Source organism: Clostridium estertheticum, assembly GCF_011065935.2.
Lineage (GTDB): Bacteria > Bacillota > Clostridia > Clostridiales > Clostridiaceae > Clostridium_AD > Clostridium_AD estertheticum_A.
On the sequence record NZ_JAAMNH020000001.1, the window covers coordinates 3385689 to 3403602 of the forward strand.

General features: G+C 30.3%; 14 protein-coding genes and 2 pseudogenes. 3 read left to right on the forward strand and 13 right to left on the reverse strand.

What is annotated here, in order from left to right:
• Positions 1 to 87 precede the first annotated feature (87 nt).
• The 8 genes from yaaA to miaB form a co-directional block, all read right to left on the reverse strand.
• Positions 88 to 852 (reverse strand): peroxide stress protein YaaA, encoded by a 765-nt coding sequence (gene yaaA, locus G9F72_RS16110; protein ID WP_164955662.1) that lies wholly within the window; start codon positions 850 to 852, stop codon positions 88 to 90.
• Positions 853 to 920: 68 nt separating this feature from the next.
• Complete coding sequence (locus G9F72_RS16115) at positions 921 to 1343, reverse strand: GNAT family N-acetyltransferase (protein WP_164955663.1); 423 nt, start codon at positions 1341 to 1343, stop codon at positions 921 to 923.
• Between the two features lie 327 nt (positions 1344 to 1670).
• Entirely contained in the window at positions 1671 to 2741 is a 1071-nt protein-coding gene (locus tag G9F72_RS16120) for a peptidyl-prolyl cis-trans isomerase (protein ID WP_164955664.1), read from the reverse strand.
• Positions 2742 to 3148: 407 nt separating this feature from the next.
• Positions 3149 to 3400 (reverse strand): RNA chaperone Hfq, encoded by a 252-nt coding sequence (gene hfq, locus G9F72_RS16125; RefSeq protein ID WP_164955665.1) that lies wholly within the window; start codon positions 3398 to 3400, stop codon positions 3149 to 3151.
• A gap of 89 nt (positions 3401 to 3489) precedes the next feature.
• Complete coding sequence (miaA, locus tag G9F72_RS16130; protein ID WP_164955666.1) at positions 3490 to 4428, reverse strand: tRNA (adenosine(37)-N6)-dimethylallyltransferase MiaA; 939 nt, start codon at positions 4426 to 4428, stop codon at positions 3490 to 3492.
• A 15-nt stretch (positions 4429 to 4443) separates the two neighbouring features.
• Positions 4444 to 6330 (reverse strand): DNA mismatch repair endonuclease MutL, encoded by a 1887-nt coding sequence (gene mutL, locus G9F72_RS16135; RefSeq protein ID WP_187356022.1) that lies wholly within the window; start codon positions 6328 to 6330, stop codon positions 4444 to 4446.
• A gap of 44 nt (positions 6331 to 6374) precedes the next feature.
• Positions 6375 to 9056, reverse strand: a complete 2682-nt coding sequence (gene mutS, locus G9F72_RS16140) for a DNA mismatch repair protein MutS (protein ID WP_164955667.1) — start codon at positions 9054 to 9056, stop codon at positions 6375 to 6377.
• Between the two features lie 21 nt (positions 9057 to 9077).
• Positions 9078 to 10412: a tRNA (N6-isopentenyl adenosine(37)-C2)-methylthiotransferase MiaB gene (gene miaB, locus G9F72_RS16145; protein ID WP_164955668.1), complete on the reverse strand. Its 1335-nt coding sequence runs from the start codon at positions 10410 to 10412 to the stop codon at positions 9078 to 9080.
• Between the two features lie 148 nt (positions 10413 to 10560).
• On the opposite strand from miaB, the gene G9F72_RS16150 reads away from it, so the two are divergent.
• The 3 genes and pseudogenes from G9F72_RS16150 to G9F72_RS16160 all read left to right on the forward strand — a co-directional run.
• Positions 10561 to 10719: a hypothetical protein gene (locus G9F72_RS16150; protein ID WP_164955669.1), complete on the forward strand. Its 159-nt coding sequence runs from the start codon at positions 10561 to 10563 to the stop codon at positions 10717 to 10719.
• Between the two features lie 387 nt (positions 10720 to 11106).
• Positions 11107 to 12417, forward strand: coding sequence for a pyridoxal phosphate-dependent aminotransferase (locus tag G9F72_RS16155; RefSeq protein WP_164955670.1), 1311 nt, complete (start codon positions 11107 to 11109; stop codon positions 12415 to 12417).
• A gap of 34 nt (positions 12418 to 12451) precedes the next feature.
• Positions 12452 to 12681, forward strand: a pseudogene (locus G9F72_RS16160) (pyridoxal phosphate-dependent aminotransferase); the annotation flags it as partial.
• Between the two features lie 41 nt (positions 12682 to 12722).
• Here the strand turns inward: G9F72_RS16160 and G9F72_RS16165 are convergent.
• The 5 genes and pseudogenes from G9F72_RS16165 to G9F72_RS16185 form a co-directional block, all read right to left on the reverse strand.
• Positions 12723 to 13604: a GNAT family N-acetyltransferase gene (locus tag G9F72_RS16165; RefSeq protein ID WP_164955671.1), complete on the reverse strand. Its 882-nt coding sequence runs from the start codon at positions 13602 to 13604 to the stop codon at positions 12723 to 12725.
• Positions 13605 to 13716: 112 nt separating this feature from the next.
• The gene (locus G9F72_RS16170) at positions 13717 to 14775 is read right to left on the reverse strand and encodes a CotS family spore coat protein (RefSeq protein WP_224676149.1); all 1059 of its coding nucleotides are present in this window, start codon (positions 14773 to 14775) and stop codon (positions 13717 to 13719) included.
• 205 nt (positions 14776 to 14980) lie between these two features.
• A pseudogene (locus G9F72_RS16175) lies at positions 14981 to 15826 on the reverse strand (4-hydroxy-3-methylbut-2-enyl diphosphate reductase); the annotation flags it as partial.
• A gap of 36 nt (positions 15827 to 15862) precedes the next feature.
• A complete protein-coding gene (gene cmk / locus G9F72_RS16180; protein ID WP_164955673.1) occupies positions 15863 to 16519 on the reverse strand; it encodes a (d)CMP kinase in 657 nt (218 codons plus the stop codon).
• Positions 16519 to 17751, reverse strand: a complete 1233-nt coding sequence (locus tag G9F72_RS16185) for an NAD(P)/FAD-dependent oxidoreductase (protein ID WP_164955674.1) — start codon at positions 17749 to 17751, stop codon at positions 16519 to 16521. The genes cmk and G9F72_RS16185 overlap by 1 nt, the downstream gene beginning before the upstream one ends.
• Between the last annotated feature and the right edge of the window lie 163 nt (positions 17752 to 17914).

Genomic DNA, 17914 nt, shown 5'->3' on the forward strand with positions numbered 1-17914 from the left:
TTATTTATCAATTGAATTAGTTAAAATTCCTATATTATAATATTTCAAAATATTATCTTCAGGCAGATCCTTCTTGGAGCAGCCTTTTTATCTGGTAAATACCAACTCTGTATCAGAAGACAGATATTCATTATAACTATATCCCTCTTCATTAAATTCTTTCAGTTCACCTGGCAAAATAATTTCATTCTCAATTATAAACCGGCTCATAAGCCCTCTTGCCCGCTTTGTATAAATAGTTATGACCTTGTGAGTTCCATTTCTATAATCCCTAAACACTGGTGTTATAACCTTTACATTGATTTTGCTCATATCTATTACCGATGAATATTCCTTTGATGCTAAATCTATTAGTATATTATCATTTTGACTTTGTAATTCTTTTTTAAGGTATGTAGTAATCTTATGTTTCCAAAAACTATATAAATTATTACCTCGCCTATTTTTCAACTTAGTTCCCATCTCTAACCTATAAGGTTGGATTAGGTCCAATGGTCTCAATACGCCATATAAACCTGAAAATATTCTTAAATGGTCATTAGCAAAAGATAGCTGTTGTTCACTTAAATCCCCTGTACTTAATCCTTGATATACTGCACCATCATATGCTAATAAGGCTTGTTTACCATTTGACAAGTCATGTACTTCTTTCCACATAATATGCCTCATAAAATTCTGTTGAGCAAGCTTACCGTTTACTTTCAATAATTCTTCCATTTCTGGTGGAGAATATTTTATAAGTTCCTTAATTAGAGTACTTGCTTCCTTGATAAATATAGGTTGTGTATATATATTAGTATTTAGCGCCTCCTCCATTTTCAAAGTTTTTGCTGGTGATAATATGGTAATCATTCGTAATTCACCTCATCATGATTATATCACATTATATTTTTTTATTGAGATTGAGTAATTCTAGTATCTTATTCAATTAAGCCCTTTCTCTGCATTTTTTTTGTATCATGAAACATTGCCATTCCAGTTTTCAATTTTTTGAAATTTAGCTTTTCATAAAAAATCTCTTTGCCTGGCGCTGCGTACAATATAAAATTACATTGAGGAATACATTTTAAAATGTAATTAACAATTTCTCTACCTATGTTTTTACCTTGATATTCAGGTAATACTGCTATATCATAAATTGCAGCTTGGCAAATTCCGTCTGAAAGTGCACGGCCAAATCCAATTAGCTTATCATCATCGAAAGCAAATACTACGATATAACTATTTTCGAAAGCTTTCTTGTGCACCTCATTTTCATAATAAGCCATTCCAACTTTTTTTAATATTTCAGATACACAATTCCAATCAATATTCAAACAATTGTATTGAATTCTTAGGTTCATCCCATCTCCTCCTTCAAGTATTAATGTAATACTATAAAGTAAGTATATACAATTACGTAGCGTGAGGTGCAAGTGAAATTTTCTGTATACATTCCGTATCGGTAGATTTTGCGATATATTTAATTCAACTATCTTTAATTTTGACTGTGACCCTTTTAAAAATCTATAGGGCATATATACTTTAAGTATTACAACTAAAAAGACTGTAATATAGCAATGCCTAATTACAGTCTAAAAACCATCTCTCCGGTTTCCGTGTTACTATGTATATAATATTTTCAAGTTTAAATATATGAATACTTATTAAAGTAAGTGTTTATTTATCAACTATTTATTTAGAACGTCTAAGAATAATTTTACATTGTACTCTTTTTTCCACTCTACAATTTTAGCTTTATATATCTTTTCACTTTCCACATTCAATAAATGTGCTTTTATTGAAGCTGTAACTTCAGCATCTAATGTTCTCTTTACTGATGCTTTTATTGCCTTTGCTTCAATTATGTGATACCCAAATGAGGATTTAACAGGTGAGGATACTTGACCTGCTGTTAGAGTATTTAACCCCGCCATAAAATCCGGGTCATAATTAGTATTAATTTTGGGAACTTCTCCCAAATCTTCAGATATAGGTAATAATTTATCTGCTGGACTTGCTGTAGCTGCCGCCACTTTTACTTTGTTACCTTCATATTGTTTAAATAGAGTGTCAAAAGTTGTAGTCTTATTTTTTATTTTAGCATCTATAGCTTTTGCTTCTGCCTCAGTTTTGAATAATAAATGTCTGGTCATAACCGTTTCCGGATCTACAAAAGTTTCCTTGTTTGCTTCATAGTATTTTTTAATAGCTTCATCAGTTATTTTAACGTCTTTGGTTAAATATTTTACAACTGTCTGACCTATTTCTTGTTCCCTAAAAGCAACTTTTAAAGTGTCTAAAGTATATCCATAAGTTGCTAAATCTGCAGTGAAAGCTGCCTCAGTTTCATAATTTGCTTTTGATTCTGTAATTCTAGCATCTACTGCTGTAGTTAAAGCTTCCTCTGTAGGTGTAATCTTTAACTCTGCAGCTTTTTTAAATAAAATTGTCTTTTCTACTATAGTATTTAAATATTGTTCTTTAGAGGTGTTAAACGCTTTTTTAGAAGCTGCATCTTGAGTAGTTGCAAAGTCTTCACCATACTTAGTTTTTAGTTCTTTTATTTTCTTTTTTAAATCTGTTGCATAAACATCAGCTAGTGTGATGCTCTTTCCGTCTACTTCCCCTACGATAGTCTTTTCTTCTACTGTTTTAGCGGGTGCTTCTACTGTTTTAGTTGTTTCTCCTTTGCTACACCCTTGTAAAATCAGACCCATTGTTACTATCATAACTGTTATAATTAATTTTTTGAATTTCATTACCCTACCCCTTTTTATTTATTTTTTAATTATCTATTTAATTCTTTGCGCAAACGCCTTTTAAACCGTTATAGTAGTTATTTAAAATCATTAAAAAATATTGCATACTGATAATCTTTACTCACTATGCCACAATTCCAATATTTACGTATAGCAAGTTTTAATCATCCTATTAGAACACCTCCTATGTATTAATAGGAAAATTGTACCTATTTACCGTTAAAAAGTCAATGAAAATGTAAACAATTTCAATTATAGTAGAAAAACTAGCTAATAGGTCTGAGCTAAAAATATAAAAACATACCTTAATATATAAGGTATGTTTTATGATTTTAAGCTTTTTTAACATTAAAAATCCACTAAAGTGCCCTTATTAAAGACCTCAAAAATAAATTTAAACTATTCACTTATAGAGGCGATGAACTTTCTTCTGAAATATCATTAAATAATATTGGCTTAGATGGAGTTATAGTAGAAATAGCATGCTTATATATCATCATTTGTTTTCCATCGCAATTTAATATTACTGTAAAACTATCAAACCCAGTTACATTGCCTTTTAACTGAAATCCATTTGTCAAATATAAAGTAACCGGTATTCTGTTTTTTCTTGACCCATTCAAAACTATATCCTGTAAATTATTAGTAGATTTATTCATAGGTGCACCTCCACAATTAGTATTTTTAGAATATTCTATAAACACTTTAAAAATCCTTTTAATTTTATAAAAATATAGCTATTTATTATTTATAATTTTTTCATAATATTAAGCTTACTAACAATGTACTCTACAATTTCATCATCACTGTTGAAATCATCTTTATTAATCCAATTTATTCGTGGATCTTTTCTAAACCAAGTTAACTGTCTTTTAGCATAATTCCTACTTCCTTGTTTAATCATTTCTATAGCCTCATCTAAGGATATTTCATGGTTTAAATGATATAATAACTCTTTATAGCCTATGCCCTTCATTGACTGCATATCTGAATTATATCCCATTTTTTTAAGTTCCATAACTTCTTGGACTAAATTATTTTTCACCATTATATCTACACGGGAATTTATTCTACTATATAGCTTTTGTCTATCCATATTTAGCACAAAATAATATACATTATAAGGGATATCTAAAAGGTTTTGTTCCTCTTTAAACACACTCATAGGTTTTCCACTAACTCTATACACTTCTAAAGCTCTAATAACTCTTTTTAAATCATTAGGATATAGTTTGATAAAGGATTCTTCATCAATATCTTTAAGCAAGCTATGTACATGTTCATTTCCTTCTCTAACTGCAAGCTTCGTAAGGTAATCTCTATATTCTTCATCCTTAATAGTCTCAGCAAAGTTATAATTATATATTAGTGAATTAATATAAAAACCAGTTCCACCAACTAGCATTGGAAGTTTATTTTTATTAGTTATTAGTTCGATAGCAGTTTCAGCTTTTTCTTTAAATTCAGCCACACTAAAATTTTCACTTGGCTCTATTATATCTAGTAGATGATGAGGAACTCCATTCATCTCATCTTTCGCTATTTTACCAGAACCAATATCCATATATTTGTATATCTGCATTGAATCAGCTGATATAATATCTCCATTTAGCCTTTGTGCAAGCTTTACAGAAATCTCTGTTTTTCCTATAGCTGTAGGACCTGCTAAAATAAATAAATCTTTCATATTTTCACCTTTTCTCTATTGTATTCTTTTAAATTTTTTTTCTAGTTCATTTAGTGTTATTTTTATTATTGTAGGTCTTCCATGGGGGCAAGTAAAAGGTTCATCAATATACCTTAAATCATTAATCAATTTATTTGTTTCCAGTTCTGACAGCTGATTATTTGCTTTTACAGCTGCTTTACAGGCCATAGTTGCTATACGATTATACTTAATTTCTACAGTTTTACCCGTGCCCATATTTTTTAAATTATCCAAGATCTCATTAAAGAGATTTTTAATATCTGGTTTGCCAAGTATAATAGGAACTTCCTTTATACTTATTGTGTTTTCACCAAATTCTATAATATCAAAACCAGAATTCTTAAACACCGCTTCATTTTCAATGTAGTTTGCGTAATCATCTTGGCTAAGTTCTATTACTGTTGGAGTAAGTAAAATCTGGGATACAACCTCTGAATTCATAATTTCAATTTTATATTTCTCAAATAGCACTTTTTCATGAGCTGCATGTTGGTCAATTAAATAAAGCTCATTGTATGCCTCACCAATGATATAGGTTTTATTAAATTGCCCAATAATTCTCAGCTCAGGAAACTTTGAGATTTCAGAAATTTTATTTGCTGAAGGCTCTTTATGCATATCATAATTATCACCATAGTTCTCTTTAATATTTTCAAGCCCATCTTCATTGGCGAATCCATTAGTAGTTACACTATGTGAATTATTCCACTCATTGTTTACCGTTTTATAATTAAAATCTAATGGGATTTGAACCTGTTTTTCTAGTTCCTGCTTATCTCTTTCATCTATGACTATCCTATTAAAATCATAAATTTCGCTTCTTAAAGTATTTTTTTCTATTTCATTTCCACTATAATTTTCATTATCTTCTTCTTTTATAGTGAAATTGCCACGTAAACTATCACCAATTGCAGTATGCACTGCATCAAAAACAATCTTAAATACCGCTTTATCCTCTTGGAATTTAATCTCAGTTTTTTGTGGGTGAACATTTATATCTATATACTCAGGAAAAATGTCCAGAAATACAACAAAAAAAGGAAACTTATTTATAGTCAAAAAAGATTTAAAAGCCTGCTCTACCGCTGCAGTAACTAGACTACTTTTAACATACCTTTTATTAACGAAAATACTTTGTCTATTTCGACTTCCGCGACTTATTTCTGCATTACCAATGTATCCATGAACAGACATTATATCGTTAAACTTTTCAAAACTTGTAATGTTATCTACAACCTCTTTGCCGTATATATATCTAATGGTATCAGAAATATTTGTAGAACTATAGGTAGATAAGCCCTTTTTATCATTACTCAGCAGTTTAAAAGAAATTTCATTGTTAGCTAGTGCAAGTCTGCCCAAAATATCTGATATTAAAGCTGCCTCTCTTTGAGGTGATTTCAAGAATTTTTGCCTTGCAGGCACATTAAAAAATAAATCCTTAACTTCTATAGTTGTACCAACATTACATCCTATTTCTTTAACGTATAATATATCCCCTGAGGACTGAGATATCTCTTTTCCAACCGTTGAATCTTTAGTTCTACTATTTAGTGTAGTTCTAGAGACAGAGGCTATACTTGGTAATGCCTCTCCTCTAAAACCTAAGGTGTGTATATTATAAATATCTTCAACATTTTTTATTTTACTAGTAGCATGAGGTAAAAAAGCCTTTTCTATATCATCTATATGTATTCCTTCCCCATCATCAATTACTTTTATATTTTTTTGTCCACCCTCAAAAATCTCTACGATAATATTTTTAGCACCTGCATCTATGCTATTTTCTACTAACTCCTTTACTACTGACGAAGGACGCTCTACCACTTCACCTGCAGCAATTTTGTTAGAAGTTTCAACTTCTAATATATTGATTCTCATGATAACTCACATCCTTCGCTATCTCCATAGCAACTTTGCTTTTTTTATAGCAATTTAGCTCTATTAACTAACTCATATAGTTTATTAAATCCGTCCATTGGTGTTAAATTAAGAATATTTATATTTTTAATTTCCTTTAATATATTATCTTTCTCTATGTCACTAAAATTAATTTGAGTGGCCTCATCTTCCACTATATTAGACTCATAAGTTATAGCTACTTCTTTGACTGCAGTATCAATTACTTTTTTATCATTCTTACTATTATTTTTTTTACTTGAAGTTTTCTTGTCAATTAAATCAATTTCTGTATTATTAAGATTTTCTAGTACTTCTAATATTTCGTTCGCTCTACTAATTACATCCTTTGGAAGACCTGCTAGCTTTGCCACCTCTATACCATAGGATTTGTCAGCTCCCCCAGGTACGATTTTTCTTATGAACACAATTTCATTTTGGATCTTCTTTACAGCTACAGAATAATTTTTAACTCCCTTAATCATTCCCTCAAGTTTTGTTAACTCGTGATAATGAGTCGCAAATAAAGTTTTACTCCTCAAATTGGAATTCTTACAAATATACTCAATCACAGACCAAGCAATACTTAGTCCATCATAAGTACTAGTTCCACGACCTACCTCATCAAGTAACACTAAACTTTTATTAGTTGCGTTTTGTAATATATTAGATACTTCCCACATTTCTACCATAAAGGTACTTTTACCAGCAGCAAGATCATCTGAAGCTCCTATCCTAGTAAATATCTTATCACATATAGATATATCAGCAGATGTGCAAGGAACAAAACTTCCTATTTGAGCCATAATAGTTATTAAGGCTACTTGACGCATATAAGTGGATTTACCAGCCATATTAGGTCCAGTTATTAATAGTAGTTGATTATCCACAGTATCCATAATTGTGTCATTTTCAATAAAAGTATTGGTGGGCATCATCTTCTCAACTACAGGATGCCTTCCTCCTTTAATATTAAAAATACCCTTTGCATTTATTTCCGGTTTTATATAATTATTTTCAAGCGCAATTGTTGCAAGGGAGCTTAAACAATCAATTTCTGATATTAGCATCGCAGTATTTTTCATTCTTTCAACGTGCTTTTCAATATCTTCCCGAATACCTGTAAATACCTCATATTCAATATTCACCAATTTTTCTTCTGCACCTAAAATCTTTTCTTCCATTTCCTTAAGCTCAGGAGTAATATATCTTTCTGCATTAGATAGTGTTTGTTTTCGTATATATCTACCCTCAGGAATTAGCTGAATATTTGCTTTTGTTATTTCTATATAATAACCAAACACTCTGTTATACCCTACTTTTAAGGATCTTATTCCAGTTATACCCTTCTCATCATTTTCTAATGTAGCAATCCATTCCTTACCATGAGCCTTAGCAAGCCTTAGCTCATCTATTTCAGAATTTAAGCCACCTTTAATAATATTTCCTTCTTTAATAGAAATAGCTGGATTTTCTATAATGGACTTATCTAAAGTATCATATATATCTTTTAAGTCATCTAAGCCTAAAAATATTTTCCTCATTAATTTGCTATTGAGCCCTGCTAAGATGGATTTAACCTTTGGTATTTTTTCAATAGAATTTTTAAGAGAAATCAATTCTTTTGCATTAACATTTTTGGAAGAAATTTTTCCTACAAGCCTTTCTATATCATATATATCCACTAATACATCTTTTAAATCTTCGTGGGTGGATATATTACTTTTCAATTCCGAAACAGACTCTAATCTTTCTTCTATTAAACTTTTATTTATTAGTGGTTGATCTAACCATTTACGGAGCCTTCTAGCTCCCATGGCAGTATTAGTTCTATCTAATACCCAAAGTAGCGAGCCTTTCTTAGTTTTATCCCTTAGTGTTTCCGTGAGCTCCAAATTTCTCCTAGAATTTGCATCTAAACTTACATAATCTAAAATATCATAATATCCTATAGTATCTATGTGTGACAAAGAATTTTTTTGAGTATCCATAATATATCTGAAAAGTCCTGTAATACTCCTAAGTAATGCTTCTGATAGAGTGTTCTCATAAAAATTATGAAACTGATCTTTTATCAACGTATAGTCTTTGGTTATAAAATAATCATTTGGATAAGATGAATAGGATACATTAAATCTTTCTTTTATAGCTCCTAGCATCTCGCCCGATATATCCTCTGATACAATAATTTCTTTTGGACTAAACTTTGAAATTTCATCTAATATATTAACCAGATTCAGTTTAGTATCCGTACAACTAAATTCACCCGTTGATACATCACAAAAACACAATCCACAGAAATTAGTTTTTTTATCAATGAAAATACTCATAACATAATTATTTTTACTTTCTTCTAAAAAACCAGAATCAGTATAGGTTCCGGGAGTAATTATTTTAATTATATCTCTTTTAACTATTCCCTTTGCCACTGCTGGATCTTCCACTTGTTCACATATAGCAACTTTATATCCTTTTGCAATTAGCCTGCCCACATAAGTATTGGCTGCATGGTATGGAATTCCGCACATAGGTGCTCTCTTTTCTAGTCCACAGTCACGTCCTGTAAGCACCAGCTCTAATTCCTTTGCTGCAACTTCAGCATCAGTAAAAAACATTTCATAAAAGTCACCTAATCTAAAAAATAGTATACAGTCCTTGCAGGTTTCTTTTATCTCAAAATATTGTATCATCATTGGAGTTAATGCCACTTGTAATGCCCCCTTGCTTGTCTATGCGCCTAATATTTCTTCACCCATAAGTGAAAAAGAGTGTGCATTGGTTATTTGAACTGATACCAGCTCTCCAATAGCTTTGTAATTACCTTCAAAGTTAACTAATTTTCCTGTTCTTGTTCTTCCAGTTAATTTGCTTTTATCATTTTTACTAAAACCTTCAACTAACACTTCTACAATTTTTCCTACATATTCTTTGTTTTTTTCTTTAGAAGTTCTGTTAACAACTTCTATTAATCTATTAAATCTTTCATGTTTAATTTTATCTGGTATTTGCTCGAGCATTTCATCTGCTGGAGTTCCTTTTCTTTTAGAATAAAGATACATAAATGCTAAATCAAATTTTACCTCTTCCATAAGACTTAAGGTCTCAGCAAAATCTTCTTCTGTCTCTCCTGGAAATCCAACAATAATATCTGTACTGAGTCCAACACTCGGTAATACATTTTTTATATTTTTGACTAATTCCAAATATTGATCCCTATCGTAATGTCTATTCATTTTGTTTAAAAGATTAGTTGAACCAGATTGTACTGGTAAATGAACTTGCTCACAAATTTTATCACACTCAGCTATTACTTCTATTACCTCTAAAGATAAATCCTTTGGGTGGGATGTCATAAATCTTATTCTCTCTAAATCCTCAACATTATTAATCCTTCTGAGTAACTGCGCAAAATTTATTTCAGGCACTAGTCCCTTGCCATAAGAGTTAACATTCTGACCAAGTAAGGTTATTTCTTTATAACCCTCCGCTACCATAGTTTTTATTTCACCTATAATATCTTCAGGAGTTCTACTTCTTTCTCTTCCTCTTACATAAGGAACTATGCAATAAGTACAAAAATTATTGCAACCATACATAATAGTAACAAATCCTTTTATGCTACTTTCCCTGTCTATTGGCATTCCTTCTATTATTTCTTGTTCTTTATCCCAAATTTCTACAATAGACGGTTCGCCGCCTTGAATTCTTTTTAAGTATTCAGGAAATTTATAAGCATTATGTGTTCCGATTATAATATCTACAAATGGAAATTTAGTGATTATATGTTTAGCCATGCCCTTTTGCTGCATCATACATCCAGTAACTGCTATTATAAGGTTTGGCTTTTCTTTTTTCATATTCTTTAAAGCTCCTATGTTCCCATCAACCTTTTGCTCTGCGTTTTCTCTAACACAGCAAGTATTAAATATAATTATGTCCGCAGCTTCCTTATCCGTAGTTTTTTTATATCCCATAGGTATTAACATACCGGATAACTTTTCGGAGTCCTCATCATTCATTTGACAACCCCATGTCTCTATATAATAGTTAAGTATTTCATCCATTAGTTGATTCTCCTTTATAAAAAAAGTATTACTATCTTCCTATTATATATAATTTGTAGGTTTTTTTAAAGTCATTTTTAATAATTCAATATATTTAATCATTAAATTTCTGATTTTTGGGTAATATACCTAAAAGGAGTGATTTTATATGTATGATGCAAAAAAAGATGGAAATTTTAGAAATAAACAAATACAATATGATTGTATAGGCGACAGAAGTTATTTTTGTATGTGTGCACATAGCAATATGATAAACATAAAAGTACCCTATGTACCTGTAGAAATTATAATAAGAGAATTTAAATAGTTTTTAAATTTAGGATGGGAGTCATTGGGCCATAACCATTTAGTTCCATACCCATTTTCATTCTTTATTTTAATTCTAACATAAATAGTAACACTCACTTATTTTTATTTTAACAATAAAAGTTTAAAGGAAGTGTTCATTATAATAAGGAAGTATCTTGTTAATTAAGATACTTCTTTATTATTTTGTTACGGAAAAATTAAATTATTAAGATTGGCACTCATCTGACACCGTTTTTATCGGTTTAGTACTCGGCAAATAATATATATTTAATCACACCATAATTACCATAAATTGAGCATCATAGCAATAATTTAATTAACCTGATATAATGTATGAAGGTAAATATTTTTTAAATTATAATTATATTTTTAGGAGGTATTTTTTATGAACAAACCAATACTGTCAAACCATTTCAAGAAAAGGATGCCATCAGACGTCAGACTTGGTCAGATGAAATTTGGCGAGCGTAAAGTTAAACCTGCGTTAGTCAATGTAGCAATTGGAAACGTTTCACTTCCAACAAATCCCGCTATGCAGAAAAGGATGTTTTCATTGGATGCACCTGAAAGCCCATTTGCAAAGGGTGTTGTAAGATATTCAGGTACTGCCGGTGTAGCTGAGGCTCAGGATGCATTTAAAAACATTCTAAAGTGCCAAGGTTTTGATACTAGTAAATTATTCGTTCAGGTAACCGATGGCGGATCCTCTGGTATGGAACTTTTATTACTTGGCGTTTGCGGAGCTGCAGGCACTGATGATAAACCTCTTATGATGATTGACCCAGCCTATACAAATTATATTTCTTTTGCAGAAAGAATCGGACGTAAAACTGTTACAGTAAAACGTCATTTAGGCGAAGATGGCAAGTTCAGCCTTCCAGAGCTAGACAAAATTGAAGAAACCATTAAAAAGCACAATCCCGGAGCACTTCTTGTAATACCTTACGACAATCCTACAGGACAGCTCTACGACTATGCAACTCTTAAAGCGCTTGCTAAAATATGCGTAAAATATAATATGTGGATGATCAGCGATGAAGCTTATCGTGGACTGTTTTATGTTGACGGTGACCTGGTAAGCATCTGGGGAATCACTGATGCAGATGTACCTGGCATAGAAGGCAGAAGAATAAGTCTCGATACCGCATCAAAGGTATGGAGTGCCTGCGGTTTAAGAATAGGAGCTTTAATCACTGATAGTGAAGAGTTTCATACTCAGTCAGTAGCTGAATATACTGCTAACCTTTGCGCCAATGTAATAGGTCAGTATATCTTCGGAGCACTGGCTCATGAAAGCAAGCAGCAGATTGATGGATGGTGCAAAGACATTCGTGAGTATTACAAAAAGATCATGTTTAAATTCTATAACGGTATGAAGGAACTTGACCCTGGCTTGATTGTTTCTAGCCCTGATTCATCTATATATTCAGTAGTTGACGTTAGAAATGTTGTAAAACCAGGATTTGATTCAATCAACTTTGTTATGTATTGTGCCCAGGAAGGATCAGTGGACTTAAGCGGTGTGGAAACAACTCTTCTGGTAGCACCTATGAAAGGCTTCTATGACCTTAAACCAGACGAGTTTAATCCAGGAAGCACTCAGATGCGTATCGCATTCGTAGAAACTCCAGAAAACATGGAGAAGGTTCCTGAGTTATTTGTTAAGCTTCTAAGGAAGTATGAGGAAGCACGCTAAATATGTATTAAAAATGGGGTTGTTTCAAAACCAAGTAGCCAAGCTTCCAGTAGAAAGTGGAGAAGATTTTGCTAAGTGGTTATTAACAGATTTCAATTATAATAATAAGACAGTAATGGTTGCACCAGCAGAATGTTTCTACGCAACCAAGGGACTAGTAATAAATGAAATTAGATTATCCTATTGTCTAAATACAACTGCATTAAAAGATGCTTGGAAATTTTAGGAATAGCTCTTGAAAAATATATGATACTAAATAAATAGACAATAATATAAAAGGAGGTACTCTACCTCCTTTTATATTATTAAAATTTAATTTTTTGCCAGGTATATAATTCCCTTTTAATATTAAAGCCCAGTGAACGATATAATTTAAAGGCATCAACATTATTAGAATCTACCTTCAGAGCTGCATTAGAAAAGTCATTATCCCGAGCTATATTAAGCAAATAGCCCAATAGTAACTTTCCATAACCTTCTTTTCTATATTTTCTTATAATTCCAAAATTTACTATTATAGCTACCTTATCTTCCACTATAATTTGACCATATCCAATTGGTATCTTGTCAAGTTCAATAAATATTGCACCCTTATCAAAATAATATTCTTGCGCTTCATCATAATATATATCTTCTATATTTATTGGAATTCTATCATCGTTGTTAAATATCTCATTTTGTAATAGGCAGCGTGCTTTTTCATCCTTATCCTTTTCCACTATAGAAAAAGTAATGTTATTAGGAGTAGATATACTAACATATTCTGTGCACTGTTTTTCTAGTTCCATAAATCCCTTAGCTCTTTTAAATCCTAGCTTACCTAAAATATCTATATTAACTTCATTATCTTCACATTCATAAGTTATTAAACTATCATTTTTCAGTGGACTAATTAAAGTTTCATAATAATAAATTAAATTTTTATCTTGGATTACATTTATTGAGTTAATTGAACTATGGTGTTTATTATGTTTTTCAAACCATATATAACCTATAAAATTGTTTTTTTCTTTTGTTATTTCTATTAGCAGTTTTACATTTTTCCTTAAGAATATTCTTTGGATAATATTACTTTTATCATACAGTTGAAAGAAATCTTTATTTGACAAACTAAAATTATTATTAAATTGAAAAATTTTTCTAAATTTATTAATGTTTTTTAAAGTTAGACTCATTGATTTATACATTTAGCTTTACTCCATTAATTTTATTTTTAAATAAATATCACTACTGATAAAGTATAATACATTTCTAATTATAATTCCATTACTAATATATTTACAATAAATTTATTATAATTTATATATATTCTTCTAAAAAGATCAAATAATCTTCAAAAAATTTCTCTTGATTTTCATTATAGCTTATTATTTTGTTTAGTTTATGCAAATATTTACTTTCGGACCATTTTTTTCGATTTATATATCTTCTATATCCTAACTTCCAAAATTTTTGCGGAAAAATTATTAATGCAAACATTATTTCTAAATCCTCTTTACTCAATCTATTTATGGAATTATAAGCTTCAATTAGAGCTTTAGCAAAATTAAAATCCCATCCATAAGATTTTTTGAACATCAATCTCCTAATAAGAGTTACTAAATCACTTATTTGTAAGTCAATCTTGATACTATCGAGACCAGTTATGAAGTATTCCCCCTCTTTTTTAATTATATTCTGATAATAAAAACTATTGTGACATATCGTCTTCTCATCATTCGATACTTTTAATAAAGTGTAATATTGTGACTTATTTAGCATGTTAATTGCCTTCAAACCTCTATTATAGAAGTTATCAATTCCCTCTAAAAAAATCACATCAAAATTATTTTTCACCCTTTTGCTAATAATCATTTTTTTGAATTTTTCTAGATTACTTAAATTATTAGAGAAAACCTTTGGCCAATTTTTTAATTTTTTTTCTAAGTGAATTTTGTTATGATCAATCTTATTTGATATATTATGAAATTGTGCTAAGAGTTTTGTACAATTTACAGCTTCATCAATATCAGTTAAATCACACTCACAGCCTTCTAGCCATTCCGTTAAGTAAAATATATTACTTTTATACCTTACATAAAAAGCTCCCTCTCTTGTTCTAAAATACTTAGCTATATTCGAAAATTTATTAAATATTAGCTCTTCTGCTAAAATGCAACCATTTTTAGCCTTATTTCTTCCATGTCTAATTCTCTTTAAACAGAAATCACCAATATCTGTTGTAACTTTGTACGTACCTCTAACTTTTTCTGCACTTACTAACTGGATGTTATACTTATGCATTACTGTTATTAATATTTGCATCTCTTTATTTGTAATTATTTTAAAACGTTCAACTGTCCTTGTACTCCCTTTCAATTTTTTCTCTCCCTATAATAGTGCTATTAAATTATATTAATTACTTTTATTTAGTATTCTACAATTTGTAAATAAGACATTTTTTTAGAAACAATTTCAGCTTCCACAACTCTTCTAGCACAAAAAAACGTGTATGCATAATTTTATGCTACACGTTTTTGTAAGATATTATTCTTATAGTAAATATTATACTCTTATAAATCTATTTACCAGAATTCATTTTTATAATTGCCTCTTTAATAATCCAATCTGGTGTAGACGCTCCTGCTGTAACCCCTATATTTTTAAACTTTCCATCGTTTATAAATTCATCCGGAATACCTAACACATTTTCTACATGTAATGTGTTTTCACAATTTTTTTTGCATATTTCATAAAGTTTTGTAGTATTTGAACTATTAAACCCACCAATAACTACCATAGCATCCACTTTTGTTGAAAGTTCCTCTGCGGATTCTTGACGCACTTCTGTTGCACTACAAATAGTATTAAATGCAACTATTTCCTTACATGTTTTTATAACTTTAGTTAATACCTCTTCCCAAGTAGATTGTCTTTCAGTTGTCTGAGATACGACGCATACTTTATTTGGTATATTAAAAGTGTGATCACCACTCTTAAGTATTAACGCTGAATCATTACACCATCCATTAATTCCAATAACTTCAGGATGGTTCTTATCGCCTACAATAATAATGTTGTATCCTAAATCATAGTATTTTTTCACCTTCTTGTGAATGTTCTCTACATAAGGACATGTTGCATCTATTACATTAAGCTTGTGTTTTTTCAAGACATTTAACGCTTCTTCAGATACTCCATGTGATCTTATAATAATTGTGTCATTTTCTTTTAAGCTATCAATATTATCAAGTTCTATGGGAAATATTAAATTTTCTTTTAAAAAATCTACAACATCGTTATTATGAATGAGTGGTCCTAGTGTATAGATTTCATTTTTGTACTTTTCTTTCATATTTAAAGCTGTATCTACTGCTCTTTTAACTCCAAAACAAAATCCTGCTGAATCTGCAAGTGTTATTTTTTTCATTCCGTCTTCTCCTTATATAATATATCTCATAAAATGCTAATTAATATTTGAATTAATATATTCTATCATTTTTTGCGCTACTCCATTAATACTTAAATCATTAGAATCAATTTCTATAGCATCTATGGCTTTTTTAAGCGGACTAACTTCTCTATTGGTATCAATATAGTCCCTTTTTATAATATCGCTTAAAATAGTATTGTAATCAACCTCTATCCCCTTTGAAATTAATTCTTCATACCTTCTTTTAGCTCTCTCTTCACTGCTTGCAGTTAAGTAAAATTTAAAAGTAGCATCGCGAAGCACAACAGTACCAATATCTCTGCCATCCATAATAACATTGAATTTTTTAGCTATATCTTGTTGTAACTTAACAAGAATTTCCCTGATTTTCGGCACAGCCGCATACTTTGAAACATTGTTGCTTATGATTGGCATGTTTATCATATCTGTCAAATCTTCATTGTTAACAAATAAACGGTCCTCTTGAAAATGCATTTCTAAGGATTCCACTATTTTAACTAAGTCATCTATATTTTTTTCAGAGATATTTGCATTCATAGCCTTTAAAGTAACCGCTCTATACATTGACCCTGTGTTAATATACATAAGATTGAATTTTTCACCTATTATTTTAGCAATGGTACTTTTCCCTGCACCTGCAGGTCCATCTATCGCAACAGAAATCCCCATTATACTCCACCCTCTCCTACATTGTTTCCAGCTAAATATCCTGTTGATAATGCTATTTGAAGGTTAAACCCTCCTGTATATGCATCTACATCTACCATTTCGCCTGCAAAGTAAAGATTATCAATTATTTTTGATTTCATAGTAGAAGCATCTATTTCTAAAGTATCTACCCCACCACTAGTTATAATTGCTTCTTCTATTGGTCTAAGCCCCTTAATGTTAAGCGGTAAATTTTGCAGTAAATTCACTAAGGTTTTTCTTTCTTCCTTAGTAATAGAATTCACTTTTTTGTTTTCATCAATATTAGATAATTGAATTATTGTATTAATTAGTTTACTAGGAAGTAAATCATTTAATGAATTTCTAAAATCTTTGTTTGCATATTTTAAGAAATCACTTTGAATTCGCTTATCAAGCTCAACTTCACTTAATGCTGGTTTTAGATTTATGAAAGCTTTTAATTTCACTCCTTCTTTCACAAAACTACTGCCACTTAAAACAATAGGTCCTGAAATTCCATAATGAGTAAAAAGCATTTCTCCAAATTCTTTATATATACTTTTATTTTTACAATCAGTAATTCTTAATTCTACATTTTTTAGAGAAAGACCCTGTACATCCGGGATCCACGCCTCCTCAAGCTCAATTGGTACAAGGGATGGTCTAGGTTTAATTATATTATGTCCTAAAACGCGAGCATAGGATAATCCTTCACCAGATGAACCTGTTTGTGGATATGATAAACCACCAGTACATAAGATAAAGTAATCCCCTAATATAATACTTCCATCAGCAAGCTCTACTCCAGCGATCTTTTGATTATCTCTAATTAACTTTTTCACTTTTGAATTTAACATAACTTCAACCTTATTATTTTTTAATTCCATATTAAAAGCTTTTATAATATCTGAAGACTTATCTGACTGCGGAAATACTCTATCTCCTCTTTCAACTTTAAGGTTAACTCCCAATTCTTTAAAGAAATTCATGGTATCTTCATTTGTAAAGGAATATAGTGAACTATATAAAAAATGCGGATTACATGGAATATTTTCAAAAAAATCACCAATATCCTTCGCATTTGTAATATTGCATCTACCCTTACCGGTTATATAAAGTTTTCTTCCTAATTTTTCATTTTTTTCAATGAGTACCACCTGATGTTTTGATGAAGCTGTAGCAGCTGCCATCATACCCGCTGGTCCTCCTCCAATAATAATTATTTTTGACACTTAATCACTCCCTTATAATACTTACTATTATAACAAAATATAATATAATAATCTATTATCCTTATTTAAAAAAATAAAATAATATATTAATGTATGGTTTTTATAGCAACTTCTTTTAAATAAGTAAAAAACAAAAAAATAAAAGAGAATCCCAACAAAGGGA

Bases quoted from the DNA above. Each gene is read 5' to 3' on its own strand.
- yaaA (WP_164955662.1), bottom strand. From the start codon at position 852: ATGATTACCATATTATCACCAGCAAAAACTTTGAAAATGGAGGAGGCG.
- G9F72_RS16115 (WP_164955663.1), bottom strand. From the start codon at position 1,343: ATGAACCTAAGAATTCAATACAATTGTTTGAATATTGATTGGAATTGT.
- G9F72_RS16120 (WP_164955664.1), bottom strand. From the start codon at position 2,741: ATGAAATTCAAAAAATTAATTATAACAGTTATGATAGTAACAATGGGT.
- hfq (WP_164955665.1), bottom strand. From the start codon at position 3,400: ATGAATAAATCTACTAATAATTTACAGGATATAGTTTTGAATGGGTCA.
- miaA (WP_164955666.1), bottom strand. From the start codon at position 4,428: ATGAAAGATTTATTTATTTTAGCAGGTCCTACAGCTATAGGAAAAACA.
- mutL (WP_187356022.1), bottom strand. From the start codon at position 6,330: ATGAGAATCAATATATTAGAAGTTGAAACTTCTAACAAAATTGCTGCA.
- miaB (WP_164955668.1), bottom strand. From the start codon at position 10,412: ATGGATGAAATACTTAACTATTATATAGAGACATGGGGTTGTCAAATG.
- G9F72_RS16150 (WP_164955669.1), top strand. From the start codon at position 10,561: ATGTATGATGCAAAAAAAGATGGAAATTTTAGAAATAAACAAATACAA.
- G9F72_RS16155 (WP_164955670.1), top strand. From the start codon at position 11,107: ATGAACAAACCAATACTGTCAAACCATTTCAAGAAAAGGATGCCATCA.
- G9F72_RS16165 (WP_164955671.1), bottom strand. From the start codon at position 13,604: ATGTATAAATCAATGAGTCTAACTTTAAAAAACATTAATAAATTTAGA.
- cmk (WP_164955673.1), bottom strand. From the start codon at position 16,519: ATGGGGATTTCTGTTGCGATAGATGGACCTGCAGGTGCAGGGAAAAGT.